The following is a 23851-nucleotide window of genomic DNA, read 5'->3' as shown; positions in this document are numbered from 1 at the left end:
AGGGCGGGCGCGGTGAGTGGTATTCCGCTGGGCGGGTCGGTGGAGGATGCCTTCGCCGAGGTAGCGAAGGCGTTCGAGGCGAACTTCGCGTCGGGTGCGGAGGTGGGCGCCGGTGTGTGCGTCTACCACCGCGGCCGGCCGGTGGTGAACCTCTGGGGCGGCACCGCGAGCAAGAACGACGACGACCCGTGGCAGCCCGGCACGGTCAGCATGCTCGCATCGCCCACCAAGGCGCTGGTCACGGTGTCGGCGCTGCTGCTGGTGGAGCGGGGGCTCCTGGAACTGGACACCCCGATCGCCGCGTACTGGCCCGAGTTCGCCGCGGGCGGCAAGGAGAACATCACCCTGCGGATGGTGCTCAGCCACACTTCGGGAGTGGTGTGCCTGGACCACGCCCCGATCACCAAAGAGACCATGCGCACCCACACCCCGATCGCCGATGCGCTTGCCGCGGCGCGCCCGGAGTGGGAGCCCGGCACGGCACACGGCTACCACGCCATCACCTTCGGGTACCTGGTGAGCGAACTGGTGCGCCGGCGGACCGGACTGACCGTCGGCCGGTTCTTCGCGCGGGAGATCGCCGGGCCGCTCGGCCTCGACTGCTACATCGGCCTGCCCGACCCGGACGCGGTCCATGTCGCCACCATGTTCCAGTCCAAGGCCGAGGACGTGATGTCGGGCGGCGACCCCGGCGACGCGGTCCCCATGCTGGTCGAACTCGGCAAGCCGGAATCGGTCACCCACCGCGCGACGATCAGCAGTATGTCGCTGGATCCGGGGTTCGTGGATCTGACGGTGGAGGACCCGTCCTACGGCGGCCTCAGCAGCGCGCGGTCGCTGGCCCGGCTGATGGCCTCGCTCATCGGAGAGGCCGATGGTTTCCGGCTGCTCGGCCCGGCCCTCACCGCGGAGCTGAGCCGGGTGCACGCGAGCGGCCCGTGCCGCATCACGATGATGACGACGGCCTGGAGCCTGGGATTCATGCGCGGTGACAGCCCGGTGTTCCCGGTCTCGGCCGGCCTCGGCACGGCCTTCGGCTTCGATGGTGCGAACGGCACCTTCACCTTCGCCGACCCGGCGGACGGACTCTCCTTCGCGTACGTGCAGAACGCGGGCTCGCCCGGGCTGGGCAAGCTGGACGACCGGGCCCGCGGCCTGGTCGAGGCCGTCTACCGCAGCGTCGAAGGAATCCGCTGACGGAGGCCGCGCGGCTCAGGGCGGCTCCGGGACCCGTACGACCCGGGGCCGCCCGTTCCACAAGACCAAATTCGACCCGACCCCTATGGAGGAATCATGCCGGGGAACAACCAGGTGGCTCTCGTCACCGGCGCCACCAGCGGAATCGGCCTGGAGATCACCCGACGCCTGGCCCGGAACGGCGGGCGCGTGTACATCTGCGCCCGGAAGGCGGACGTGCTGGCAGCCACCGTCAAGTCGCTCCAGGACGAGGGCCTGGACGTCGACGGGCAGGTCTGCGACGTGACCTCGCCCGAGGAGATCCGCTCGTACGTGAGGTCCGCCGTCGAGCGCTTCGGCCCCGTCGACATCCTGGTGAACAACGCCGGCCGCTCCGGCGGCGGGACCACCAAGGACTTCCCGGACGACGAGTGGTTCGACGTGATCAACACCAATCTCAACAGCGTCTTCCTGATGACCAAGGAAGTCCTCAATCACGCGGGGATGCTGGAGAAGGGCCACGGCCGGATCATCAACATCGCCTCCACCGGCGGAAAGCAGGGAGTGCTGCACGGTGCGCCCTACTCGGCGTCCAAGCACGGTGTCGTCGGGTTCACCAAGTCGCTCGGCCTCGAACTCGCCAAGACCGGTGTCACCGTGAACGCGGTGTGCCCGGGCTTCGTGGAGACCCCGATGGCCGAACGGGTGCGGGAGCACTACTCCGGTATCTGGGGTGTTCCGGTGGACGAGGTGCACGAGCGTGTGAGCGCCCGGGTGCCGATCGGCCGCTACGTGGTGCCCGAGGAGGTCGCGGCGATGGTCGAGTACCTGGCCGGCCCCGGTGCCGCCAGTGTGACGGCGCAGGCCCTCAACGTCTGTGGCGGGCTCGGCAACTACTGACCCTTCCCCGGAGCCGGGGGGCGGTCCCGCCCCCCGGCCCGCGGCGACGTCCGCAACCAAGGCAGGCAGCAGCGTGGTTACTTCGCTGCTGCCTGCCTCTGCCTGTGTGCGTGTGGGGGGGGCGGGGCGCGGTGGCCGGGGGGCCACCGGGACCCGTCCCGGCGCACCGGCTCAGACGGTGCCGCGGCTCCGGTGGAACGCCTCGACGGCCAGATCGAGCTGAGCGGCATCGCCCGTACGGTAGGTCTCCACACCGGGGCTGATCCGGCGGCAGAGCCCGCCGAGCGCCTTGCCGGGACCGACCTCGACGAACTGCCGTACCCCCGCCTCCGTCAAGTACCCCACGGTTTCGGTCCAGTTGACCCGGCCGGTGAGCTGTCTGAGCAGACAGGCCCGGGCCTCGTCCCCGTCGGCCACCGGCCCGGCCGTGACGCTGGAGATCACCGGGATCACCGGATCCCTGAACTCGACCTCCGCGAGCGCGGCGGCGAACTCGTCCTCGACGCTGCCGAGCAGCGTGCAGTGAGCCGCGCCGCCGATCTCCAGCACCACGACCCGGTTCGCGCCGGCCGCTTCCACCAGGCCGAGGAGGATGTCGACTGCGGCCGTCTGCCCTGAGATCACCACCTGGGTGAAGTCGTTGTGGTTGGCGACCTCCACGACCTGGCCGGACTCCGCGGCGGCCTTGGCGCACAGCGTCTCCACGGCCGCCAGATCCAGGCCGACCACGGCGGCCATCTTGCCGGGCACCTTCTCGGTGACGGACGCCATCAACTTCCCGCGCAGGCTCACCAGTCGCAGCGCGTCCGCCCGCCGCAGAACCCCGGCGCACACCATCGCCGTGAACTCGCCCAGGCTGTGTCCGGACACGAAGTCCGGTACGACACCGCGCTCGTCCAGCACACTCAGCGCCGCCAGACTGGTCAGTACCATCGCGGGCTGAGTGACCGTCATATGCCGCAGAGCCTCGGCCGGTCCTGTCCAGCACAGCTGCGACAGTCCGAACCCCAACAGCTCATCGGCGGGCCGGTAGTGGGTGTCGGCCAGCTTCGGCCAGCGTTTCAGCAGGTCAAGGCCCATGCCTACGCGCTGGGCGCCCTGGCCGGGAAAGACGAACGCGGTCTTGTCCATGGGAGGCAGGATCTGGGACCGGCCTACACGGCTGCTCGAGTACCGCTGAAATGCCGCGACTCCCTGCGGCTCAAGTGGATTTCAGGTCGGTTCTGCCACAGTGCACGCCGACACCCAGGAGGGAAACATGCAGGGAATGACGACGACACGCCGCGGGTTCCTCGGCCTAGGCGCGGCGCTGGGCGGTGCGGCGGTGCTGGGCGCAGGGCAGGGTACGGCCCGGGCGGCGGACCGCCGGGCCAAGGACGCCTGGCCCACCACCATCAACCTGCCGGACGGCTTCCATCCGGCGGACATCACCATCGGCAAGCAGCCCTTCGCCTACTTCGGGTCCCTGCTCGGCGGCGCCGTCTACCGTGCCAGCCTCGTATCCGGACAGGGCGAGGTCATCTATCCGGGGCTCGGCCAGGGGTACATGGCCATCGGGGTCCAAGTGGACGACCACGGGCGGCTGTTCGTCGCGGGCGGCTGGGGCCGGACCATCACCGTCATCGACGCGGGCAGCGGTGCCGTGCTCAAGACGTACCAGGTGGGTCTCCCGCACTCCTGCGTCAACCATGTGACCGTCACGCCGGACGGTGCGTGGTTCACCGACGCCTGCAACGGGCTCCTCTTCGGGCTCCCGTTCGGACCGGACGGTTCGCTGCCCGATGAGGACGGCGTGGTGACCCTGGAACTGTCCGGGGAGTGGGTGCAGGGGGCGCAGGACATCATCACCTCGGCCGGCGTCGCACCGACACCGGACGGCAGGGCCCTGATGGTGATCAACCAGTCCGCGGACGGGGGCTCCCTGTTCCGGGTCGACAAGACCACCGGATCCGCTCGCCGGGTGCCGCTGGGCGACCTGAAGCTGCAGACCGCGAACGGGATCACGGTGCACGACCGCGTCCTGTACGCGCCGCAGCAGACCGAACTGACGGCCATCCGTCTCAACAGCGCCGGGGACAGCGGCCGTCCGGTCCTCAAGCTCACCGACCCGGCGTTCGACACGCCCTGTGCGGCCGCCGTGTACCGCGACCGGCTCTACCTGACGAACTCCCGCTTCCCGCTCCCCCCGACACCGACGACGAAGTACAACGCGGTGTCCATCCCGCTCCCGGTGTAACGCGCGATCCGCCGGGGCGTGCCGGAGGGACCGCCCTCCGGCACGCCCCGACGGCCAAGCCCCAGAGGACAGGAGGAAATTCCATGCCCGAGGACGGCATACAGCTGATCGAGCTGGAGGACGGCTTCCACTGCTACACGAGCAGTGAGGCGGAGGCGCGGTTCATCCACCGCGAGATCTTCCAGGACGACACCTACGCTCTGGACGGACTGCCCGACGCTCCCGTGGTCGTCGACGCCGGGGCCAACATCGGTCTGTTCACCCTGTACATCAAGCGCAAGTACCCCGCGGCCCGGGTCATCGCTTTTGAGCCCGTGCCGGAGAACATCCGCATCCTTGAGAAGAACCTCTGTCTGCACGGCATCGACGATGTCACGGTCCACCCGGTCTGCCTGGGCTCGGAGCCCGCGGCCGGGGCGGACTTCACGTACTTCCCGCGGCTGCCCGGCAACTCCACCCGCTATCCGGAAGGGCTCGCCCTTCAGAAGACACTCATGGCCAGGCACATGGGCGAGGAGCGGGCCGCGGCCGCCCTGGAGCCGACCGGGATCTCCGTCCCGGTCGACCGGCTCTCGGACGTGCTGGCCACCCGGCATCCCGAGGTCACCTCGATCGACCTGCTGAAGATCGATGTCGAGGGCGCGGAGCTGGATCTGCTCGACGGCGTCGACGCGGCCGACTGGGCCAGGACCGGCGCCGTGGTCATCGAGGTCAGCGCCCTCGCAGGGGTCCGCGAGGAAGTGGAGCGGACTCTACGGGGGCACGGGCTGACCGTCTCCGGTGCCCGCGCCCCGTTCATGTGGCCTGAGCTGGAGCTCTACAACGTGACGGCCCGGCGCTGAACCCGCTGGGGCTGGACGAGTGACTCAAGGCGCCGGACCATGTCGTGCGGGCTCGGCGCCGCCAGCATCTCCTGGTGCAGCAGGTCGGCGCCCTCGGTGAACGACGGCTCCGTGAGGACCCGGGTCAGGTGCTGCTGCAGTGTCCGGGCCGTGAGTTCCTCCGGGTCGAGCAGCAGCCCCGCACCGCGATCGGCCATGTACCGCGCGGTGATCGCCTCGCCCCACATCGGCATGGGCGAGATCAGCTGCGGAACCCGGTGCGCCACGGCCGCCGCGAACGTTCCGCCACCACCGTGGTGGATCAGTGCCGTACAGGTGGGCAGTACGTAGTTCAACGGCACGTACTCGACCAGACGGACGTTGTCCGGCACCTCGCGGACCGTGTCCAGATGCTTGGCGTGCAGCGTGGCGATCAGCTCGATGTCCAGCTCCGACAAGGCGGCCACGACCTCGGCGAACGTCACGCCGGCCTCGCGGAACAGCTGCCTGCCGCGCCCGCCGACCCCGAGCGTCAGCAGCACCCTGGGGCGCTCGGGCCGGTCGTGCATCCAGGGCTGCGGAGCGAGGTTCCCGTTGTAGGGGACCCGCCGGATCGACTCGTACGACACGTCCAGCGGCAGCCGCAACGCGGCCGGCATCGGGTCGATCGACCACTCACCGAGCAGAAGGTCCTCCGTGAAGTCGAGGCCGTGCGCCTCCAGCATCGGACTCATCAGGGCCGTCACCGGGTCCTCATCGGCTCCGGCGCCCCGCTCGGCCAGAGCAGCACGCGACTTCGCGCGGAGCCAGCCGATGTTGTCCTGACCCCACAGGAAGCGGGCGTGCCTGGCGCCGGTCACCTTGGCGGCGACCCCGGCCGCCACACAGAACGGGTCCCACAGCACCAGGTCGGGACGCCACCGCTCACAGAAGTCCACCAGGTCGTCCAGCATCGGCGTGAACAGCGAGAGCATGCCGGTGGAGCCACGCCACTGCTCGGCCCAGGTGTCGTCGTGCTCGGCGTCGAGAGACATGAAGTCGGTGAGGCTCTCGAGTTTCTCGAAGTTGTCGTTCCACTCCATGACGTTCTCAAGGCGGCCACCGGCGGGAACCGCGGCGAGACCGGCCTCGGTCACCAGGTCCGTCGCGTCCGGATGGATCGCGACGCGCACCTCGTGCCCGGCGTTCTGCAACGCCCAGGCCAGCGGAACGATCGGGTGCACATGTGCCGTCGCCGGAAACACACTGAACAGGACACGCATCGAGGCTCTCCCAAAATCCGGGTCGGGGCGGGTTCCTACCACACTGGAGGCGCTCCCTCGATCCTGGCTTGGGGCCCCGCTCGAGTAACGCCTGCGCCCCGGCGGAGCCGCCCAACTACGCCTGCACCAGCGGCAATCGGTCTGGCAACATCGGGCGGACCCTGACCCACGAGCGAATGGAAGTGTCATGCAGGTGCGCGAGCTCGCCGTTCCAGGCAGCTTCGAATTCACCCCACAGCCTCACCCCGACCGGCGTGGGGTCTTCGTATCGCCCCTGGAGGAACCGGCCTTCGTCGAGGCGGTCGGCCACGGGTTCCACGTCGCTCAGACCAACCACAGCCGGTCGGCCAAGGGCGTGCTGCGGGGAGTCCACTTCACCACGATGCCTCCGGGGCAGGCCAAGTACGTCAACTGCGCCAACGGCCGCGCTCTCGATGTCATCGTGGACCTCCGGGCCGGATCACCGACCTTCGGTGTCTGGGACACCGTCGACCTGGACACCGTCTCGTTCCGGTCGGTCTACCTTCCCGTGGGGGTCGGCCATGCCTTCCTGGCGCTGGAGGACGACACGGCGATTTCGTACCTCGTCTCCACGGGCTACCAGGCGGGCCTGGAGCAGGCGGTGGACGCGTTCGACCCGAAGCTGGGCCTGCCGTGGCCCAAGGACATGGAGTTCCTGGTGTCCGAGCGGGACGCCGCAGCGCTCAGCCTCGACGAGGCGTTGGAGAAGGGCGCCCTCGCGCGGTACGAGGACTGCTTGCCGGGCCGTTCCGTGACTGCCTGATCCCGGCGGAACGTGCCGGACTTCTCAGTGCGTCGGCTCAGTGCGTCGGCTCAGTCCGTCGGCCCGCCACGAGGGAGCAGGTGGGGGCCGGCGGACACCGGCGCCTCGCGCCGAAACGGCTGCCGTGCGCGGGTCCGCGCACGGCAGCCGTTCTGTCACATCGCCCGGGCTACGCCCGACGAGGTCATGCGTGGCAGGAGATCGGGCCTCCGTTGTAGTCGACCATCTCCTGGAAGATGACGCCCATCCTCTTGAGCATGGCGGTGACGTCCGGCTCCTGGCCGACCGCGGCGTCGTACTCCTCGGCGTAGGCGCGGTGCAGGTTCGCCACCAGCCGTTCCGGTTCCAGGAGTTCGGAGAACTCCCCCTTCTCGGCGTCGCGCGCCACCTCGCTGGGCGCGAGGCCGGCCGCCATGCCGCTCCTGGCCAGATCCTGTACCCATCGCAGGTACGCCTCGCCGGTGTCGAGGATCGCCGGGCCACCGACCGGGCCGTGACCGCTCACCACGGTGTCGGCCCCCAGTGCGCGCATCTGCTCGATGGCCCGCAGTGAACCGGCGATCGACCCCATGGGGAAGAACGGGGTCACGCCGGACATGACGATGTCGCCGGTGAACAGGACCCGCTGTTCGGGCACCCACACGATGGTGTCGTTGCTCGAATGGGCGGGCCCGGTGTGGATGAGTTCGGCGGTCAGGTCCCCCACGTGCAGGGTCATGCGGTCGTCGTACGTCGCGATGGGCAGCGCGAGTTCGATCGAGCCCCACTCCACGTCCGGCCACAGTTCGGTGAGGTGCAGGCCGGCCTGGCGCATTTCGTCCCGGGCGAGCACATGCCCGAAGACCGTCGCCTCGGGGAACACGAAGTTGCCGAAGGTGTGATCCCCGTGCGAGTGGGTGTTGATGATCGCGAAGGGTGCCTTGCGGCCGTTGCGGAGCACGTGCTCGCGCAGCCGGACGGCACGCGCCTGGGTGGCCGCGGTGTCCACCAGCGCCACCTCCTTGCCCGACGCGAGCACGCCCGCGTTGTTCACGCACCATCCGCCGGGCGCCTGGACGTAGGCGAAGACGCCGTCGGCCACCTCCTGAAGTACCGGCTCGCTCGGTTCCGTTGCTGATGACGACGACATAACAGAGCTCCTCGATGTATTGATCGTCCTGGTCTTCACGCGTGCGCCGGCCTCATCAGGCAACACCGAACTCCTGGAGTGACAGGTCCGGTGTGTTCGCCAGCACGGCCTGGTGCAGTTCCTGCAGCCGGCGGGAGGGCTCGACACCGAGTTCGCCGCTCAGGGTCTTGCGGAGGTCCCGGAACACCTGCAGGGCCCGCCAGGGCGCACCCGACCGGTGGAGCGCGACCATGAGCATGGCGCAAAATCGCTCATCCATGGGGTGCTGGGCGACCAGCATCCGAAGCTCTGGAACCAGCATGGAGTGCTTGCCGAGACTCAGGTCGGCAGAGATGCGCTGCTCGTGCGCCCGCATGCGGCCCTCCTCGAAACCGATCGACTCCATGTGGAGCACGCGTCCGGCCGGCACGTCCATCAGCGCGGGGCCGCGCCACTGTTCGAGTGCCTGAGTCAGATACTTCGACGCCGTGTCGGCGTCCCCCGACTCAAGCGCGAGATAACCCTTCACTGAGAGCCGCTCGAATTCCCGCACATCGGATGCGCAGGAATCGATTATCAGCTGGTACCCGTTGAAGTGGGTGACCAGGATGTCCTTGGCCCCTCCCGCGCAATCCCTGGGCAGGGCCTCCGTGATTAGCTTGCGCAGCTGAAGGATGTACGTCTGGAGGGTGGTCGTGCTGCTGCGGGGAATCGTCTCCCCCCAGATCTCCTCCATCAAGGTCGAGACAGGCACGACACGACCGCAGCGCTGAGCCAGCAGGGCAAGCAGCTGCTTCGGCTTCCCCGCCGAAGGCACGATCGATACACCGCCGATTCTCACATCCAGCGGCCCGAGGAGTCTTATCTCCGCCGCTGGTACGTGTCGCGCCTCGATCAACTGTTCCGACGCATTGTTCTGGATCATTGTTTCATCCCCCTGAGAATTGACCAGAATTGCACATTCAGGAATATCGACGAGCTTTTTCTTTCCCCATTCGGTCGCGCTGTAATCTCTTCGGGAAAGCATCGAGAAGCGCCATGGAAACTCGCGCTGTATGAGGCCGCAGTCCGCCACCCGTTGAGTGACGGGATGCTTGGCGGAACGTGCGGCGACAGGATGCCGGACACACTGACGCCGCTACTGGTGACTCCTCATCCGGTTTGCTGTTGCTTAGGCAAGGAATGAGGGAATCGAGCGGGTCAGGCCCCGTGAGACCGCCAGGTGGTTGCGTCGATAGGCGTGGTCGAACTTCCCTATCGCAACCTCTTCCGGTGGTTGGCTGGTCCTCGCTCGTGGCGTGATCGTTGCCCAGTCTGGCGCCTGCCGCTGCGGAAGCGCAGGTGGATTTCAAGTCACGCTCGGGTCGGTCCCCGCCATCGGCGGGCGCGGCCACGGTGGCGGAGGCATCCGTAAAGGAATTCCCGGTGTTACGGAATCGACGTGCGAAACGGCGACGTATGCGGTATGAAAACGCATCCTCTATCAGAGATGTACTCGGGCTCAAGTGGCGGTGCGGAGACTGCGTTCCCGGTTAGGGCCGACGAGAGGAGCTCCGCTGTCATGGGAAGCGGCTTGAGAATGCTATTCGTCGCGGCTGGGAGTCCGGCGACCGTCTTCGCCCTCGCCCCGCTGGCGACCGCGGCGCGCAACGCCGGGCATGACGTTTTCGTGGCGGCGACCGAGGAGATGACGCCGGTCGTCGTCGGGGCGGGGCTGCCGGCGGTGTCCCTGACCAGCCGGACGATGCGCGAGTACATGTTCACCAGCGACGACGGGGTCCCGCTCACGCTGCCGGACGACACGGCGGCCCGGCTGCGGTTCGGCGGTCACGGCTTCGGCCGGCTGGCGGCCGGCAGCCTGGAGAACCTGCGGGCGCTGAGCGAGGCGTGGAGGCCCGACGTCGTCGTCGGAGGCACCCTGTCCTTTGTCGCGGCACTCCTGGCCAGGCACTTGGGCGTTCCCTATGTACGGCACGCATGGGACATGGGCGAGCCCCGCGAAATGGACCTCGGAGCCGCTGAGCGACTCGCGCCGGAGCTGGCCCGGCTCGGCCTCACCGAGCTGCCCGAGCCGGATCTGTGGGTGCACATCTGCCCGCCGAGTCTGCTCGCGCCCGAAGCACCGGCCGGCCAGGTGATGCGGTTCGTACCCACCGGCAGGCAGCGGCGGATGGAACCGTGGATGTACACCCGCCCGACCAGGCCGCGCGTGTGTGTGACGGCGGGCAGCCGGGCAAGCCGTGAGCAGGATCTGGACTTCCTCGACGGCCTGGTGGCGCAGGTCGGCAACCTCGATGTGGAGCTGGTCATCGCCGCACCGGACGAGCTTGCCGCGGCGCTGACCGAGGGGCGGCCGCAGGTGCGCGCGGGCTGGTTGCCCCTGGGCACCGTGCTCCCCACCTGCGACGTGCTCGTACACGCGGGCGGCGGCCAGACCGCGCTCACCGCGCTGCACGACGGCGTACCGCAGCTGGTGCTGCCGAACATGCCCAAACTGGTCCCGCACTCGCGGCGGCTCGCGGACTCCGGCACCGCACTCACCCTGCTGCCCGGGGAGGCGCCCCCGAACGCCGTCGTGGAAGCCTGCCGTGAACTGCTGTCCACGCCGTCGTACCGGGAGCGGTCACAGGCGGTCGCCGCCGAGATGGCCGCACTGCCCGGCCCGGCCGAAGTGCTCGACGTTGTTGTGGATATGACGACGGGCTGAACACTCTGTTGCACTGTCAGTGAGGACCGAGCAACCCGGTTTCAGCCATAGTTCTCCCGTCGTTCTCCCGTCGTTCCACCGTCAGGAGAACATCTCGGAAAGCTGATGGAGATCCCGATGAGGGGCTGTCCGGCCGTGGGCCGGGCAGCCCCTTGTTCTGTATGCCGCCGGGGTGATCCGAACGAGAGGCCCTGAGCCCTTTCGCTTGGATCAGGCCGTGCGGAGTACGGCGGCCAGGAGGTCCGCCTGGGCCAGACAGTCGGCGCGCGACGTCGCCCCCGTGCGTACCGACGAGACGAAAGCGGAAAGGGTGTTCGCCACCTGGTCGTCCGGCGGCAGCTGGACGGTCCGCGTCCCCGAGGATGTCTCGACCGCGACAGCCGGCGTGTGGTCCGCGGGCGGCGTGAAGGCACGGTCCACGGTGATCCGGCCCGTGCTGCCCGTCAGTTCGTAACGGGAGCGGTAGGCGTGCTCCATACCGAACGACAGTTGTGCGGTGACGCCGTCGTCGCGGCGGAGCAGTACGGCACCGGAGGTGTCGACCTGCCGGCCGGGGGAACGTTCGAGCACGGCGCCCCGGACGGACAGATCCCCCCCGAGGAAGTGCACCGCTGCCCGTACGGGGTAGACACCGACGTCGTACAGGCTGCCGCCCCCGAGCTCCGGCCGGTACCTGATGTCGTCCCCCGGGAGAGCGGGGATGGTGAAACTCGCCTGGAAGGCGCGGAGTTCGCCGATCGCGCCCTCGCCCACCAGCCGCTTCACCGCCGCGTGCCGGGAGTGATGGACGAACATGACGTTCTCCATCAGCGTCAGCCCCCGCGCACGCGCCAGGTCCATCAGCCTGCGCGTGCGGACCGGATCCGTGGTCAGCGGTTTCTCCGCGAGCACGTGCTTGCCGGCGGCGAGAGCCGCCTCGATCCACTGCTCGTGCAGCGCCGCGGGCAACGGGACGTACACGGCCTGCACTTCGTCGAGCGCCAGCAGCTTCTCGTAGCCGGTGACCGGGCGGCAGCCGAACTGCTCAGCGGTGTCCGCCGCCTTGGCGGCATCCCGGCTCGCGACGGCCGCGATCTCGATGCCGGGATGGGCCCGCATCGCGGGCAGCATCCGGCGCCGGGCGATCGCGGCACAGCCGATGACTCCGATTCGCAACATCGAGGGCACTCCACGATTCGATGGGGGCGGGGCGCGACAGGGCGAAACGACGCAACCATGTGCAAGGACCCCTCAGCCGCGTACGCCGGACCGGTCGAGGGCGGTCATGGCCTGCTCCAGGATCGCGAGCCGTCCGTCGAGGTCCGTCGCCACCGCCGAGATCATGATGCTCAACGTGGTCGCACCCGTGTCGGCGTACTCCCGCAGGCGTCCGGCGACCCGGCTGACGGGACCGGCGAGTGACGTCCCGTCGATGAAGTCCCGGGGTACGGCCTTGGCCGCGCGGGCCCGGTCCCCCGCCCGGACGAAGCCGCTGACCTCGGCCGCCTCGTCCGCGAAGCCGAGCCGCGCCGCCAGCGAGCAGTAGAAGTTGCGTTCGGCCGTCCCGATGCCCATGAGGTGCGCGTAGTGGTCCCGCAGCAGGTCGATGCACTCGTCGGTGTCCTCGCCGATCGACGTCGCGAGGGCCGGTATCGCCTCGAAGCCGCTCATGGTCCCGCCGACCGACTCGCGGCCCTGCCTGATGTGCCCGACGGACTCCGCGACGTGCTCCGGCGCGGCGAACACCCCGATCCATCCGTCGGCGATCTCGCCCGCCAGCCGGAGGTTCTTCGGCCCCACCGCGCCCAGATAGACCGGGACGGGAGAGTGGGCGCCTTCGGTGATCACGTGCAGGGGCGCGCCGCCCGAGCCCGAGTACGGCAACCGGTAGTGCTCTCCTTGGTACCGCACCGGCTCGCCGGACAGCGCCATCCGTACGATCTCCACGTATTCGCGGGTCCGCTGCAAGGGCTGCCCGAAGGGAACGCCGTACCAGCCGTCCGAGACTTCGGGGTTGGACACGCCCAGGCCGAGGCGGAACCTGCCGTTCGACAGCGAGTTCAGCGTGGCCGCGGTCAACGCGGCCAGCGCCGGTGTGCGGGCCGGTATCTGCATGACGCCCGAGGCCAGGCCGATGCGTTCGGTACGCCCCGCCACGAGACCCAGCACACTGGGTGCGTCCGAGCGGTATCCCTCGGGTGCGAAGGCCACGTCGTAGCCGAGTTGTTCGGCCCTGACGGCGAGTTCCGCGGCACCCTGGTAAGTCAGGTTCACGCCGAGTTTCATAACTGTGCCCCCCAGGAGCGTCGAGGTTGCCGGTCCTGTTCAGATCAGCAGGTGGGCGCCGCCGTCGGCCAGCACCACCTGGCCCGTGGAGTACCGCGCGCGGTGCAGGCCGACGACCAGCTCGGCGACGTCCTCGGGGGTGCCGACCCGGCGCAGCGGTACGGCTGCCTCGACCCGTTCCCTGATCGCGGTGAAACTCTGCGTCCACGGTGTGTCGATCAGCCCGGGGGCGACCGCGTTGACCCGTACGGCCGGTCCGGCCGTCGCCGCGAGCAGCCTGGTCATGTGGTCGATGGCCGCCTTGCTGACCGCGTACGGGATGGAGCTGCCCGCGGGCCTGGTCCCCGCCACGGAGGAGATGTTGACCACGTGCCCGTTGGCGGACTTGCGCAGGTGCGGCATGGCCGCGACGGTCGTCTGCCAGGTTCCGATGACGTTGAGGCCGAGGATCTCCCGCCAGACCTCGCCCGTCGCCGCCTCCAGGTCGGCATGGGGGATGGGGTGGGTGACACCGGCGTTGTTGACGAGCAGGTCCAGCTGCCCGTATTCGGCGATGACCGCCTCCGTCAGGCTGCGTGCCTGTTCCTCGTCGGAGACGTCCGCCTGCACGAACCTCGCGTCCGGCAGCGAATCGGCGAGTTCCTTGCCCGCCCCCACACTCCGTACGGCGTTGACGACCACCGCCATGCCCTCGGCGGAGAGCCGGCGGGCGATGGCGGCGCCGATGCCCGATGACGATCCGGTCACCAAGGCGACCTGCTTACCGGTCATGTGATGTCCATTCCTGCGTGATCGACGGTGCCGGGAACTCAGAACAGCTGGTCGTGGCCGACCCTGCGGGAACGGTTGCGCAGCTCGCCGTCCTCGAAGACCAGGACGTCGTTCACGAAGCAACTGGGGCCGACGAACGGCTCCTTGACGCCGGGGCGCGTGGTCAGGACCAGGGCGTAGAACGAGGCGTCGATGGCGCCGTCCTGACGTGCGGTCAGATTGATCATGTTGAACCAGTGGCGCCGCTGCACCGGGTCGTTGTCGAACCGGGTGTTGAACGAATTCAGTTCGGCGATGATGCCGGCGGTCGTACGCGCGGCGGGCAGACCGGGTGTGTGCTGGAATTCGCCGTCCGCGGTGAAGGTCGCCGCGTACTCCTCGAACCGCCCGGAATCGAGCAGTTGAACCTGCTTGGCGTAGAACTGCAGCACCGCGGCGTAGGTATCGGTAAAGGTGGCATTCACGACGGTCGTCATCGCTGGTTCCTCCGGTAAGGGAATCGGTGGGACCGGCCGCACAAAGGGCGGCGCAGGCCACACCGCGGGGCCACGTCCATTCCTCCGACTCTGTGGTGGATACCTAGAGCCCGGCTCGAAGGACTTCTGTGCCGCGGTCGAGCCGGACAGCTCCAGCGGCGTTCTAGCTGTCCGCGATCGGCGGTGTCCAGGATCTGGCCCGGAGTCGAGCCGAGGAGGCCATGCAGATGACCGACCAGTCTCCGCCCGCGTCAGGGGTGGCACGAGCCGCGCAGGACGTCGCGTCCCTTGCCGCCCTCCGGGTGGACCAGGCAGAAGACGAACGGCAGTTGAGCGCCGAAGTCGTGCGGGCGATCGTCACGGCGGGATTCGCCCGCCACTTCGTACCGGCCGACCACGGAGGAAGCGCCGGCACCTTCGCGGAACTGTCCGCAGCGGTCGCCGCCATCGGCGCCCGGTGCGCGGCGACGGCCTGGTCCGCCTCGTTGGTCGCGAACCTGGCCAGGATGGCGGCCTACCTGCCGGAGGAAGGGCGCAAGGAGGTCTGGAAGGACGGGCCCGACACACTCATCGTCGGCGGCGTCTCCCCCATCGGAAGGGCGCGCGCGGAGGGCGACGGATGGCGGCTGTCGGGGAAGTGGCCCTACATCAGCGTCGTCGACCACTCCGACTGGGCGCTCGTGTGCGGCGTGACATCGACAGGCGACGGTTACGAACCGAGGCTCTTCGCGCTGCCCCGCGAGGCCTACGTCATCGAGAAGACCTGGTCCGACATCGGGATGCGGGCCACCGGGAGCAACACCCTGGCCGCTGACGACGTGTTCGTGCCGGCCAGGCTGAGCTTCCCGGTCAAGGACCTGGTCGAAGGGGGCGCGCCCGGGCCCGTCCCGCCGTGCCACGCGGTTCCGCTGCAGGCGGTGAACGGGCTCTCGTTCTGTCTGCCGATCCTCGGCGCCGCCGAGGGCGCTCTGGAACACTGGTCGGCGTACGCCACGAAGAAGATCCGCGCATGGTCGCCCGCCAGACCCGGGCCCGGCCCCGCCCGCGGGTTCTACGAGGAGGTGCTGGCCCGGTGCTCCGGCGAGATCGACGCCGCGCGGCTGCTGCTGGAACGGGTGGCCCGGGTCGCCGACACCGGGGCGGGTATCACCGCCGTGGAGACGGCCCGCAACCAGCGGGACTGCGCCCTTGCGGCAGATCTCCTGGTGGGCGCGGTGAACCGGCTGTTCAGAGCCTCGGGAACCGCTGGCCACAGCGCCGGCAGCCCACTCCAGCGGATGTGGCGGGACGTCAACTCGGCGGCAGGACACGTAGTGCTCCAGTTCGGCCCCTGCGCCACCGCTTACACCGACCGGGCCCTCGGCCTGACCGACGGCCGGCCGGCCCACAAGTAGACGCGTACCTCGAAGGGACAGTCGTATGAGCGAGGAAGAGACCGGAACCCCTGAGGAAGCCGGGCAGGAGGCACCCCGGCAGGAATTCGACGCCGGGGCGTTCCAGCGCGGCGTCATCGCGGAGTTCCGGGCGAACGAGGGGAAAGTCGGCGGGATGTTCGAGGGAGCGCGTCTGCTCCTGCTGACCACCGTCGGTGCCAGGAGCGGTGAGCTGCGGACCAACCCGCTGGGAAAGGTCGAGGTCGACGGGAAGACGGTCGTCGTCGGGTCGATGTTCGGCGCTCCGAAGCATCCCGCCTGGGTGCACAACATCCGGAAGAACCCGAGGGTCACCGTCGAGATCGGCACCGAGACCTATGAGGCGATCGCGACCGTTCCGCAGGGAGAGGTGCGCGACCGGCTCTTCGAGAAGGTCGTCGAAGTGGCTCCCGGGTACGGCGACTACCAGGCCAAGACCACCCGGGTGATCCCGGTGGTGGTCCTGGAACGGGTCGGCCCCGCCGCCACTCCCGCAGGACCCTGAAGCGGCGCGCTCGCCGAGCGGGTACGAATCGCCGGCGGCACCGAGGTCAGGACGCGGCGTCCGTGGACCCTTCCCAGGTCTGCAGGGCGCCGCCTTCGCGGTGCCACCGGGTGATCCCGCCCTCCAGCGGACGGGCCGGGATCTCATGGCTGCGCAGCAGACGGACCAGATCCGGGGAGAGCACGCAGTACGGGCCCTGGCAGTAGGCGATGACCTCCACGCCCCGGGGGATGCTGTCGATCTTCTGCCTCAGCTCCTCGGCGGGCAGCGAGACCGCGCCGGGCACATGGCCCCTCGCGTAGTCCGCTGCCGAGCGCACATCGACGATCAGGATCTTCGGATCGTCGATGTGCGCTCGCAGTTCGTCGGCCGTGACCGGTTTGAGTTCATCGGTGTTGCCGAGCAGGTCATCGATGGCCAGCCGCAGATCCGCGAGCCTGGACTCCGCGCAGGACTCCAGCGAGCCGAGCAGCCGCGACACCTCGGGCCCGGCGAGCCGGTAGAAGATCCGGTTGCCCTGCCGTCTGGTGCTGACCAGGTTCGCGCCACGCAGCTGCTGGAGCTGGGCCGAGGTGTTCTTCAGGCCGATGCCGGACGCGGTGACGAGCCCCTCCACATCGCTCTCGCCGTTCTCCAGCAGATCGAGCAGGCGCAGCCGTACCGGACTGGCCAGCGCCTTCCCGATCCGGGCGAGCTGTGTGTAGACCTCGGCCTCGATGAAATCTCCCATGGGACCATTCTCGCTTCCAGGGCTGACTGCTACGCCTGCTGTGACCGGGGTCCCGCGAGACCCGGTTCCTGCGGTCCGGCCGGCCCGGGGGGTGGTGCGTCCGGCCGGACCGCCTGTACGGGAAGCCGCGGCTCAAGGCGGATCAGGGTGAGCGCCGAACCGGCGACCCCCACCGCGAGCAGCAGCCACATGCCGGTCGCGGACAGTGTGAGCAGCGCGGTCAGCACTGCGGGCGCCAGTGCGGTCGGGACCGCCCAGGAGAGCTGGTAGACCGCGAGGTGCCGGCCGCGGGTGGCTTCGGGGGCCGTGCTGGCCACCAGAGCGGACGCGGTCGCTCCGTGCATCAGCTCGCCCAGGGTGAAGAGCAGCGTGGCAGCGAACACTCCGACCAGCACCGGAGTCCTGGCCGACACCAGACCCAGTGCGGCGAACGACAGGAAGGCCGCACAGAACACCATCCCGCCGAGCGCGGCGACGCGGGTGCGCCGGTAGCGGGTGAGCAGCCGGGTCACCGGGATCTGCAGCAGCGCGATGCCGACGGTGTTGGTGGCGTAGAGCACGCCGACCAGCGAATCCGACGTGTGCAGCTCCTGGGTGATGTACACCGGCAGGCTCACCGAGAGCACCATGTAGCCGAAGGCGGTCGGCACGTTCAGCAGAGTGAGCAGGAGGAACGGGCGGTCGCGCGCGACCAGCCGGTACCCCCGCTTCGCGCGCGCGGGCCCCGGAACGTCCGCCGCCCGCGACTGCGGGATGGACCGGATGAGCGCGGCGGCGGCCAGATACGCGACGGCCACGCTGATGACGATCGCGTGGAAGGCGGCGCCGGCGCCCAGGGCGAGCGCACCGCCCGCGATCAGACCGCCTGCGCCCAGACCCGCGTTGCGCAGGCTGCGCTGGGCCGCGAGGAGTTTGTCCCGTGCGGTGCCCTGCACGATCTCCGCGATGAACGACTGGATCGACGGCGAGAACGACACGTCGCCGCACGCGACCACGGCCACCACAGCGAACATCGGTACGGCCGAGTCCACCAGCGGATACGTCGCGAAGCCCGCCGCGCGCAGCACGTATCCGCCCACCACGACGGCGCGGGCACCGTACCGGTCGATCAGGACGCCGGTGACGGGGTTGCCGACCAGGCCGAGCAGCGCGGCGGTGGTCATGATCGCGCCGACCCGGGTGACCGGCATCCCGGTGGCATGGTGGAAGTACAGCAGCGACAGCGGCAGGTACATCCCGCTGCCGGTCGCGTCGACCACCATGCCGAGCAGATAGCGCGTCTGTACCGAGAGCCTTCTCAAGGTGCCGCCGCGATCTCGGTCTGGGCCTCGAAGCGCGCACCGAGCGCCCGCAGCCTGCGTTCGCACTCCGCACGGGTGGGCGCCGACGCGACAGCGCAGGTGAGGAAGTCCGACGAGCCCGAGGCGGGCGGGATCACCTGGCCCACCCCGCCGTAGAGCCAGAAGCGGTCCACCCAGGGCTCATCCGGTACGGCCGGTACGGAGCGGACATGTCCCGGCCGCTTCATCATCAGCACCTGGCCGGCCATGGACCGCGGACGCGGCCTCGTCCCGCGGCTCTGCTCCAGCAGGGGCAGCGGCAGCCCGAGGGCGGCCCGGGTCGCGTACTCGCCGAGGTTGAAGCCGAACATCGAGTGGAAGACCTCACGGACCTTGGCACCGCCCGGCCTGCACGCGATCTCGCACAGCACGAGGCGGTCGTCCGGGGTGTGGAAGATCTCCGCGTGGAAACCGTGGTCCTGCAGCCTGCCGCCGGGCTCGCGCAGGGCGGCCAGCACCCGGTTGGTCAGCGACAGCAGGCGCTCGGTGAGCGGGTCGTCCGGGTCCAGGGTCAGATCGATGCGGGCGCCCGGGTCCGTTCCGTAGGAGGCCAGGTCGTACTGGTACTGGGAGGGCCAGGCCAGCGCGGTCCTTCCGTCGATCACGAGCCCGTCGACATGGCACATACGGCCCGGGACGAACGACTCCAGGAGCAGGTCGTCACGCGGGGCGTCGGCCATCACCTCAGCGGTGTGGGCGCGCAGTTCGTCCCGGTCCCGCAGGATACGCAGGCCGATGGAGTTGAAGCCCGCCCGGTCCTTGAAGACCAGGGGGAACCCGTGACGGTCGGCGAAGGCGAGCGCCTCGTCGGCGTCCTGCGGCACGGTGTAGCGGGCGACCTCGATGCCGGCCTGCTCAAGACGCTCCTTCATCAGCGCCTTGTCCCGGAAGGGCTGTACGTCGGCGGCCCAGGCGCCGGCCAGCCGCAGGGCCTCGCGCAGCCAGGCCGCGATGGTCACGTCGCCCTCGTGGTGCGCGACGACGTGCCGGATGCCGAATTCGACCGCGAGCTTCAGCGCCCTCCCACGTACCTGTTCCTCGTCCTCGAAGTCGTCGAGCAGCTCAAGATGGGTGAAGCCGTGGTTCCCTGCCGGTATCCGCTCGCCGAACAACTCCAGTTTGTCGCGGGCGGCGAGCACGACGATGTCGCCCGCGTAGTCACTGAGCCAGCGCTCGTACGGGAAGGGTTCGAACGGGTTGCGATGCAGGATCAGTACGCTCATGCCGCATCTCCGGTGAGCTCGGTGAGGTCCTCGGAGCCGGCGACGCGGGCACGGGCGCCGCCGCCGTCGGAGCGGTCTATCCGGATCTCGACGGTGTCGCGGATGAGCTCCGCGCCGCGCCTGATCGCGGCTGTCGCGTCGGGGCCCTTGACGGCCACCAGACCCAGCCGGTCCCAGTTGTCCTTGAGATCGCGTACGGCGTCGCCGGGTCCGACGCTGAGCCGCACGGCGAGAACGTCGGGCAGGCTCAGGGCCTCCTCGACGCCGGAGACCGAATCGACCCGCCCTGCGTCGCCGACCAGGAACCGGGTGCTCGCACCGGCGTGCGCCTCCGGCGAGCCGGGCAGTTCGGGCACCAGGCCGAAGGGCCAGCCGAGGGCGTAGGTGACCAGGTCGATGCCGTACGCACCCTGCACCAGATCGGTGATGGCGTCACCGGCGATGCGGTTGTGGCTCTCGATGATCGCGGGGCCCCGCGCACCGATCCGGACCTCGGTGTGGCAGACGCCGTCCCTGATGCCGACCAGGTCGAGAAAGCCGCGTACGCGCTCCCCCACCTGATCGGCCACGGCCGGATCGAGACGGGCGGGCACGGCGTGTCCGAGCTCGGCGAAGTGCCGGGGGTCGACGAACTTCTCGGTGATCGCCACGACGACGTGGCGGCCCGCGAAGCTGAAGGACTCGACGCTGAACTCGGGGCCGTCGACGTACTCCTCCATCAGGAAGTCCTGAAGGACGAACAGAGTCGAGATCCGGTCCGTGCGGGTGCCGCGCAGCCGTTCCACCTCGGCCCAGACACGGTCGGCGTCCTCGGGTGCCGCCACCCGGAAGACGCCCAGGCTGGCGGTGCCGTCGGTCGGTTTGACGATGAACGGGAATCCGTGGCGGCCGGCGAAGACGTCGAGGTCCTCGCGCTTGACCAGCGGGGCCGCGGCCACCGCCGCCGGGTCGAGTCCGGCCAGGTGCAGACGCATGGCCCACTTGTCGCGGATGCGCTGCGCCACCTCGAACCCGGTGCCGCCGAGGCCGAACAGGTCGTTGATGCGCCCGGCGTTCTCCAGCCCCGCCTCGGTGATGGAGAGGGCGGCGCCGAAGCCCGGTGACGTCCGTAGCTCCTCGGCGACCGGCCGTACCTCGGCCCAGTCGGTGTAGTCGAGGACCCGCGTGTGGTCCGCGAGTCGCTCCTGTTCGTCACTGAGCTTGCTCGGGTGCTGCAACAGTAAGACGGTCAGGCCGAGTTGCTTGGCCTTCTGCACGGTCTCGTCGTTGGCGCCGACGAGCAGCAGTGTGGTCTCCGGATTCAAGCGGTCCGTTCCTTTCGTGGAAGTGGTGTGCGGTGGGGTGTGGTGGGGAGGGCCGGGGGTTCGGTCACGCGGACGTGACCGAACCCCTCGGTCACGCGGGCGTGCCGTCCCGTGGGGCGGGGGCCCAGACACTGAGATAGCGCTCACCCGTGTCGGGCAGGATGGTGACGATGGTCCTGCCCGCGTTCTCCGGGAGCTGGGCGATGCGCCGGGCCGCGTGCACCGCCGCACCGGAGGAGACCCCGGCGAGTACGCCCAGGCTCCGGGCGAGCCAGCGGGCCGTCTGCATGGCCTCGTCGTCGGAGACGGTCAGCACCTCGTCGATGAGATCGAGGTCAGTGGTATCGGCGACGAAACCGCCGGTCAGCCCGGGGATGGCATGCGTACCGGCGTAGCCCTTGGTCAGCACGGGGGAGCTCTCCGGCTCCACTGCGATGGCCTTGAGCTGCGGATTGTGCTCCTTGAGGAAGCCGGCCGTGCCGCACAGCGTGCCCCCGGTGCCGATGCCGCACACCAGGATGTCGACGCGGCCCTCGGTGTCGGCCCAGATCTCCGGGCCCGTGGTCTCGCGGTGGGCACGGACGTTGTCGAAGTTCTCGTGCTGCCGGGCGTACCAGGAGCCCGGCGTCGCGCGGTGCAGTTCCCAGGCCCGGTCGATGGCACCCTGGAAGCGGAGTTCGTGAGGGGTCAGCACCACCTCGGCGCCGAACGCCTCCAGCAGTCCGATCCGTTCGGTGGTCGCGCTGTCCGGGAGCACGATCACACAGCGGTAGCCGCGGGCCGCCGACAGGGCGGCCAGTGCGATGCCGGTGTTGCCCGACGTCGCCTCGAACACGGTGCCGCCGGGCGGCAACTGCCCGCTCTTCACCGCGGCGTCGAGCATCCACAGCGCGGCCCGGTCCTTGACACTGGCCAGCGGGTTGGCCGACTCCAGCTTGGCCAGCAACCGTGCGCCCTCCGCCGCCCCGGCCACCGGCAGGCTGAGCAGCGGCGTGTTTCCCACCAACTCCTCGATGCTGCGAGCGATACGGGGGCGGGCACCGGGCACCAGCACCTGCGAGGGCGATTCGGACATGGGTGGCCTTCCTCCGACATCCTTGACAGTGCGGTCCGGGGTCACCATGAGCCGGCCGAAGCGGTGTGGCGCAGGAGCTCGATCGCGCCCTGCGGGTTCTGCCGGGGTGGTACGGGGGTGGTGGCGCGCGCGAGGACCCGCGCCTTCGCCGGTACGTCCTTGACGACGAACGTCCGGGCTCCGATGACGGCGCCGGCCTCGACGGTCACCGGGCCCAGAACCGTCGCGCCCGCGCCCAGCACCACGCCGTCCCCGACGACGGGGTGGCGCCGCTCTCCCTCGGGCCGCCCGTTGTCGTGCCACCAGCCGATCGCGCCGAGGGTGACCTGGTGGTAGATCGTCACGTCATCACCCACCCGCGCGGTCTCACCGATGACCACCGCTGCGCCGTGGTCGATGAACACCCTGCGGCCGAGCTCCGCGCCGGGGTGGATCTCCGTACCGGTGACCGCGCGCACGAGAACCATCAACGCCCGTGCGGGCACCCGGTGTCCGCGCCGGTGCAGCCGGTGGGCGATGCGGTGGGTCCACACCGCGGGCAGCGCGGGGTGCAGAAGGGCTTCCGCATGGGTGCGGACCGAGGGATCCCGCTCGATGACGGTACGCAGATCCTCGCCCAGCGAACGCAGCAGCATCCGTGGTCGGTTCACGTACCCTCCTCCCATTCTGCACTTCTACTGATCTTTAGATTAGCTGACTGCATTTCGCTCCGCAAGAGATCTCCGCCCGGCCCCATCACTTGACGTCCAGTCGGGCTTCCCGGGGGATGCCGGCCATCGTGTCCTGGTCGAAGTTGACCGCGCTGCACCAGCGGCCCGGCGCCAGCAGCAGCCAGATGTCGCTGATGATCGTTCCTTCGACCACCTCGTCGCCGTACGTCCATCCGACGGCCTCGTGGCTCACCTTGTCGTCGGGGAGGAGCAGTTGGAGGACAGGGCTGTCCAGTGAGGGGCCGGAGCGGACGTTGGCGTCCCGCCAGATCGGCCCGGCCGTGAAGACGTGCGCGCTCTGCTGCTGTTCTGACACGGAAGACTCCTCCTGTGGTGTGGCGAAAGGTGCGGTGATGGGTGTGGGGGGGTGCGGGGGTGGTGTGGTGGTGGGTGTGGTGATGGGGGTGTGTGGGGGGTGCATGGGCGGCGTGGGTCAACTGCGGCTTGCGGCCAGGCGCTGCCGGGACGAGGCGGCGGCGTTCAGGGACGCCATCGAGAGCACCTGGGAGATCATCACGGCCATCTGGGCCCGGGACTGCCGCTGTTCGGCCGGCACGTCGTCCGTCACCAGGGCCTCGTCGTCGGCCCAGTCGCGCGCGGTCACCCCGAGGGGCGTCGGCCAGGCGCGCAGGGCGTGGCCGATCGTGCGCAGGGTGGTCAGGGTGGATGCCATGCCCTGCGGCCCCGCGCCGACCGCGACGCAGCCGACCGGTACCCCCTCCAGGAACATCCGGGGAGCGACCAGGTCGTTGGCGTAGTCCAGGGCGTTCTTCAGCAGCCCGGAGACCGTGCCGTGATAGGTGGGCGAGACGAGAACGAGCCCGTCCGCGCGGCTCAGCGCCCGCACGAACCCGCCGATCTCGCCGTCCTGTTCGGACAGACCGGGCCGGTAGAAGGGAAACTGCAGCTCGGCCCCTGTGAACACCCGCGCGGTGGACCCCTGTTCCGTGCACTGCCGCGCGCACCAGCGCGCCACCCGGTCCGAGGTCGAGTCCGCCCTCAGCGATCCGCTGACGAGCACTATGTTCGGTGTGTCCACTGCAGTG

24 protein-coding genes are annotated in these 23851 nt (G+C 69.6%); 8 read left to right on the top strand and 16 right to left on the bottom strand.

What is annotated here, in order from left to right; translation table 11 throughout:
• Positions 1-12 precede the first annotated feature (12 nt).
• Entirely contained in the window at positions 13-1197 is a 1185-nt protein-coding gene (locus OG210_RS16485) for a serine hydrolase domain-containing protein (protein ID WP_328328299.1), read from the top strand.
• A gap of 93 nt (positions 1198-1290) precedes the next feature.
• The gene (locus OG210_RS16480; RefSeq protein WP_328335491.1) at positions 1291-2076 is read left to right on the top strand and encodes a 3-oxoacyl-ACP reductase; all 786 of its coding nucleotides are present in this window, start codon (positions 1291-1293) and stop codon (positions 2074-2076) included.
• A gap of 171 nt (positions 2077-2247) precedes the next feature.
• Here the strand turns inward: OG210_RS16480 and fabD are convergent, their stop codons facing one another.
• Entirely contained in the window at positions 2248-3207 is a 960-nt protein-coding gene (gene fabD, locus OG210_RS16475; protein WP_328328302.1) for an ACP S-malonyltransferase, read from the bottom strand.
• A gap of 136 nt (positions 3208-3343) precedes the next feature.
• Here fabD and OG210_RS16470 point away from each other — a divergent pair, with 136 nt between their 5' ends.
• Together OG210_RS16470 and OG210_RS16465 are read left to right on the top strand one after the other, a co-directional pair.
• Positions 3344-4312 carry a superoxide dismutase gene (locus OG210_RS16470; RefSeq protein WP_328328303.1) on the top strand — a complete coding sequence of 323 codons (969 nt, stop codon included), beginning with the start codon at positions 3344-3346 and terminating at the stop codon, positions 4310-4312.
• A gap of 83 nt (positions 4313-4395) precedes the next feature.
• Complete coding sequence (locus OG210_RS16465; RefSeq protein ID WP_328328305.1) at positions 4396-5154, top strand: FkbM family methyltransferase; 759 nt, start codon at positions 4396-4398, stop codon at positions 5152-5154.
• Here the strand turns inward: OG210_RS16465 and OG210_RS16460 are convergent.
• On the bottom strand, positions 5130-6395 hold the full coding sequence (locus tag OG210_RS16460; protein ID WP_328328307.1) for a nucleotide disphospho-sugar-binding domain-containing protein: 1266 nt from the start codon (positions 6393-6395) through the stop codon (positions 5130-5132). The genes OG210_RS16465 and OG210_RS16460 overlap by 25 nt on opposite strands.
• A gap of 187 nt (positions 6396-6582) precedes the next feature.
• On the opposite strand from OG210_RS16460, the gene OG210_RS16455 reads away from it, so the two are divergent.
• Positions 6583-7179, top strand: coding sequence for a dTDP-4-dehydrorhamnose 3,5-epimerase family protein (locus OG210_RS16455; protein WP_328328309.1), 597 nt, complete (start codon positions 6583-6585; stop codon positions 7177-7179).
• 184 nt (positions 7180-7363) lie between these two features.
• Here the strand turns inward: OG210_RS16455 and OG210_RS16450 are convergent, their stop codons facing one another.
• Positions 7364-8308, bottom strand: a complete 945-nt coding sequence (locus tag OG210_RS16450; RefSeq protein WP_371537296.1) for an MBL fold metallo-hydrolase — start codon at positions 8306-8308, stop codon at positions 7364-7366.
• A 55-nt stretch (positions 8309-8363) separates the two neighbouring features.
• On the bottom strand, positions 8364-9314 hold the full coding sequence (locus OG210_RS16445; protein WP_328328313.1) for an AfsR/SARP family transcriptional regulator: 951 nt from the start codon (positions 9312-9314) through the stop codon (positions 8364-8366).
• 552 nt (positions 9315-9866) lie between these two features.
• Here OG210_RS16445 and OG210_RS16440 point away from each other — a divergent pair.
• Positions 9867-10994 (top strand): glycosyltransferase, encoded by a 1128-nt coding sequence (locus OG210_RS16440; protein ID WP_328328315.1) that lies wholly within the window; start codon positions 9867-9869, stop codon positions 10992-10994.
• Positions 10995-11204: 210 nt separating this feature from the next.
• Here OG210_RS16440 and OG210_RS16435 read toward each other — a convergent pair whose 3' ends face one another.
• The 4 genes from OG210_RS16435 to OG210_RS16420 form a co-directional block, all read right to left on the bottom strand.
• Positions 11205-12152 carry a Gfo/Idh/MocA family oxidoreductase gene (locus OG210_RS16435; RefSeq protein ID WP_328328317.1) on the bottom strand — a complete coding sequence of 316 codons (948 nt, stop codon included), beginning with the start codon at positions 12150-12152 and terminating at the stop codon, positions 11205-11207.
• 72 nt (positions 12153-12224) lie between these two features.
• Entirely contained in the window at positions 12225-13247 is a 1023-nt protein-coding gene (locus OG210_RS16430) for an LLM class flavin-dependent oxidoreductase (protein WP_328328319.1), read from the bottom strand.
• A gap of 51 nt (positions 13248-13298) precedes the next feature.
• Positions 13299-14030 (bottom strand): SDR family oxidoreductase, encoded by a 732-nt coding sequence (locus OG210_RS16425; protein WP_328328321.1) that lies wholly within the window; start codon positions 14028-14030, stop codon positions 13299-13301.
• Between the two features lie 38 nt (positions 14031-14068).
• Positions 14069-14506, bottom strand: coding sequence for a nuclear transport factor 2 family protein (locus tag OG210_RS16420; protein ID WP_328328323.1), 438 nt, complete (start codon positions 14504-14506; stop codon positions 14069-14071).
• 227 nt (positions 14507-14733) lie between these two features.
• Here OG210_RS16420 and OG210_RS16415 point away from each other — a divergent pair, with 227 nt between their 5' ends.
• Together OG210_RS16415 and OG210_RS16410 are read left to right on the top strand one after the other, a co-directional pair.
• Entirely contained in the window at positions 14734-15900 is a 1167-nt protein-coding gene (locus tag OG210_RS16415) for an acyl-CoA dehydrogenase family protein (protein ID WP_328328325.1), read from the top strand.
• A 25-nt stretch (positions 15901-15925) separates the two neighbouring features.
• Entirely contained in the window at positions 15926-16423 is a 498-nt protein-coding gene (locus OG210_RS16410) for a nitroreductase family deazaflavin-dependent oxidoreductase (protein ID WP_328328327.1), read from the top strand.
• A 46-nt stretch (positions 16424-16469) separates the two neighbouring features.
• Here the strand turns inward: OG210_RS16410 and OG210_RS16405 are convergent, their stop codons facing one another.
• From OG210_RS16405 to OG210_RS16370, 8 genes are all read right to left on the bottom strand, one after another.
• Positions 16470-17153: a metalloregulator ArsR/SmtB family transcription factor gene (locus tag OG210_RS16405; protein WP_328328329.1), complete on the bottom strand. Its 684-nt coding sequence runs from the start codon at positions 17151-17153 to the stop codon at positions 16470-16472.
• A 29-nt stretch (positions 17154-17182) separates the two neighbouring features.
• Complete coding sequence (locus OG210_RS16400; protein WP_328328331.1) at positions 17183-18454, bottom strand: MFS transporter; 1272 nt, start codon at positions 18452-18454, stop codon at positions 17183-17185.
• Positions 18451-19716: a hypothetical protein gene (locus OG210_RS16395; RefSeq protein ID WP_328328333.1), complete on the bottom strand. Its 1266-nt coding sequence runs from the start codon at positions 19714-19716 to the stop codon at positions 18451-18453. Before OG210_RS16395 ends, OG210_RS16400 begins: the two co-directional genes overlap by 4 nt.
• A complete protein-coding gene (locus OG210_RS16390) occupies positions 19713-21020 on the bottom strand; it encodes an ATP-grasp domain-containing protein (protein ID WP_328328335.1) in 1308 nt (435 codons plus the stop codon). The genes OG210_RS16395 and OG210_RS16390 overlap by 4 nt, the downstream gene beginning before the upstream one ends.
• Before the next feature lie 91 nt (positions 21021-21111).
• A complete protein-coding gene (locus OG210_RS16385) occupies positions 21112-22095 on the bottom strand; it encodes a cysteine synthase family protein (protein ID WP_328328337.1) in 984 nt (327 codons plus the stop codon).
• Between the two features lie 41 nt (positions 22096-22136).
• The gene (epsC, locus tag OG210_RS16380) at positions 22137-22730 is read right to left on the bottom strand and encodes a serine O-acetyltransferase EpsC (RefSeq protein ID WP_328335492.1); all 594 of its coding nucleotides are present in this window, start codon (positions 22728-22730) and stop codon (positions 22137-22139) included.
• 100 nt (positions 22731-22830) lie between these two features.
• Positions 22831-23121 carry a hypothetical protein gene (locus OG210_RS16375; RefSeq protein WP_328328339.1) on the bottom strand — a complete coding sequence of 97 codons (291 nt, stop codon included), beginning with the start codon at positions 23119-23121 and terminating at the stop codon, positions 22831-22833.
• 117 nt (positions 23122-23238) lie between these two features.
• Positions 23239-23844, bottom strand: a complete 606-nt coding sequence (locus tag OG210_RS16370; RefSeq protein WP_328328341.1) for an NAD(P)H-dependent oxidoreductase — start codon at positions 23842-23844, stop codon at positions 23239-23241.
• Positions 23845-23851 lie beyond the last annotated feature (7 nt).

It is taken from the genome of Streptomyces sp. NBC_00466, from assembly GCF_041433995.1.
Lineage (GTDB): Bacteria > Actinomycetota > Actinomycetes > Streptomycetales > Streptomycetaceae > Streptomyces.
This window is presented reverse-complemented; position numbering and strand designations above follow the sequence as displayed.

Bases quoted from the DNA above. Each gene is read 5' to 3' on its own strand.
- fabD (WP_328328302.1), bottom strand. From the start codon at position 3,207: ATGGACAAGACCGCGTTCGTCTTTCCCGGCCAGGGCGCCCAGCGCGTA.
- OG210_RS16470 (WP_328328303.1), top strand. From the start codon at position 3,344: ATGACGACGACACGCCGCGGGTTCCTCGGCCTAGGCGCGGCGCTGGGC.
- OG210_RS16465 (WP_328328305.1), top strand. From the start codon at position 4,396: ATGCCCGAGGACGGCATACAGCTGATCGAGCTGGAGGACGGCTTCCAC.
- OG210_RS16460 (WP_328328307.1), bottom strand. From the start codon at position 6,395: ATGCGTGTCCTGTTCAGTGTGTTTCCGGCGACGGCACATGTGCACCCG.
- OG210_RS16455 (WP_328328309.1), top strand. From the start codon at position 6,583: ATGCAGGTGCGCGAGCTCGCCGTTCCAGGCAGCTTCGAATTCACCCCA.
- OG210_RS16450 (WP_371537296.1), bottom strand. From the start codon at position 8,308: ATGTCGTCGTCATCAGCAACGGAACCGAGCGAGCCGGTACTTCAGGAG.
- OG210_RS16445 (WP_328328313.1), bottom strand. From the start codon at position 9,314: ATGCTTTCCCGAAGAGATTACAGCGCGACCGAATGGGGAAAGAAAAAG.
- OG210_RS16440 (WP_328328315.1), top strand. From the start codon at position 9,867: ATGCTATTCGTCGCGGCTGGGAGTCCGGCGACCGTCTTCGCCCTCGCC.
- OG210_RS16435 (WP_328328317.1), bottom strand. From the start codon at position 12,152: ATGTTGCGAATCGGAGTCATCGGCTGTGCCGCGATCGCCCGGCGCCGG.
- OG210_RS16425 (WP_328328321.1), bottom strand. From the start codon at position 14,030: ATGACCGGTAAGCAGGTCGCCTTGGTGACCGGATCGTCATCGGGCATC.
- OG210_RS16420 (WP_328328323.1), bottom strand. From the start codon at position 14,506: ATGACGACCGTCGTGAATGCCACCTTTACCGATACCTACGCCGCGGTG.
- OG210_RS16415 (WP_328328325.1), top strand. From the start codon at position 14,734: ATGACCGACCAGTCTCCGCCCGCGTCAGGGGTGGCACGAGCCGCGCAG.
- OG210_RS16410 (WP_328328327.1), top strand. From the start codon at position 15,926: ATGAGCGAGGAAGAGACCGGAACCCCTGAGGAAGCCGGGCAGGAGGCA.
- OG210_RS16405 (WP_328328329.1), bottom strand. From the start codon at position 17,153: ATGGGAGATTTCATCGAGGCCGAGGTCTACACACAGCTCGCCCGGATC.
- OG210_RS16395 (WP_328328333.1), bottom strand. From the start codon at position 19,716: ATGAGCGTACTGATCCTGCATCGCAACCCGTTCGAACCCTTCCCGTAC.
- OG210_RS16385 (WP_328328337.1), bottom strand. From the start codon at position 22,095: ATGTCCGAATCGCCCTCGCAGGTGCTGGTGCCCGGTGCCCGCCCCCGT.
- epsC (WP_328335492.1), bottom strand. From the start codon at position 22,730: ATGCTGCTGCGTTCGCTGGGCGAGGATCTGCGTACCGTCATCGAGCGG.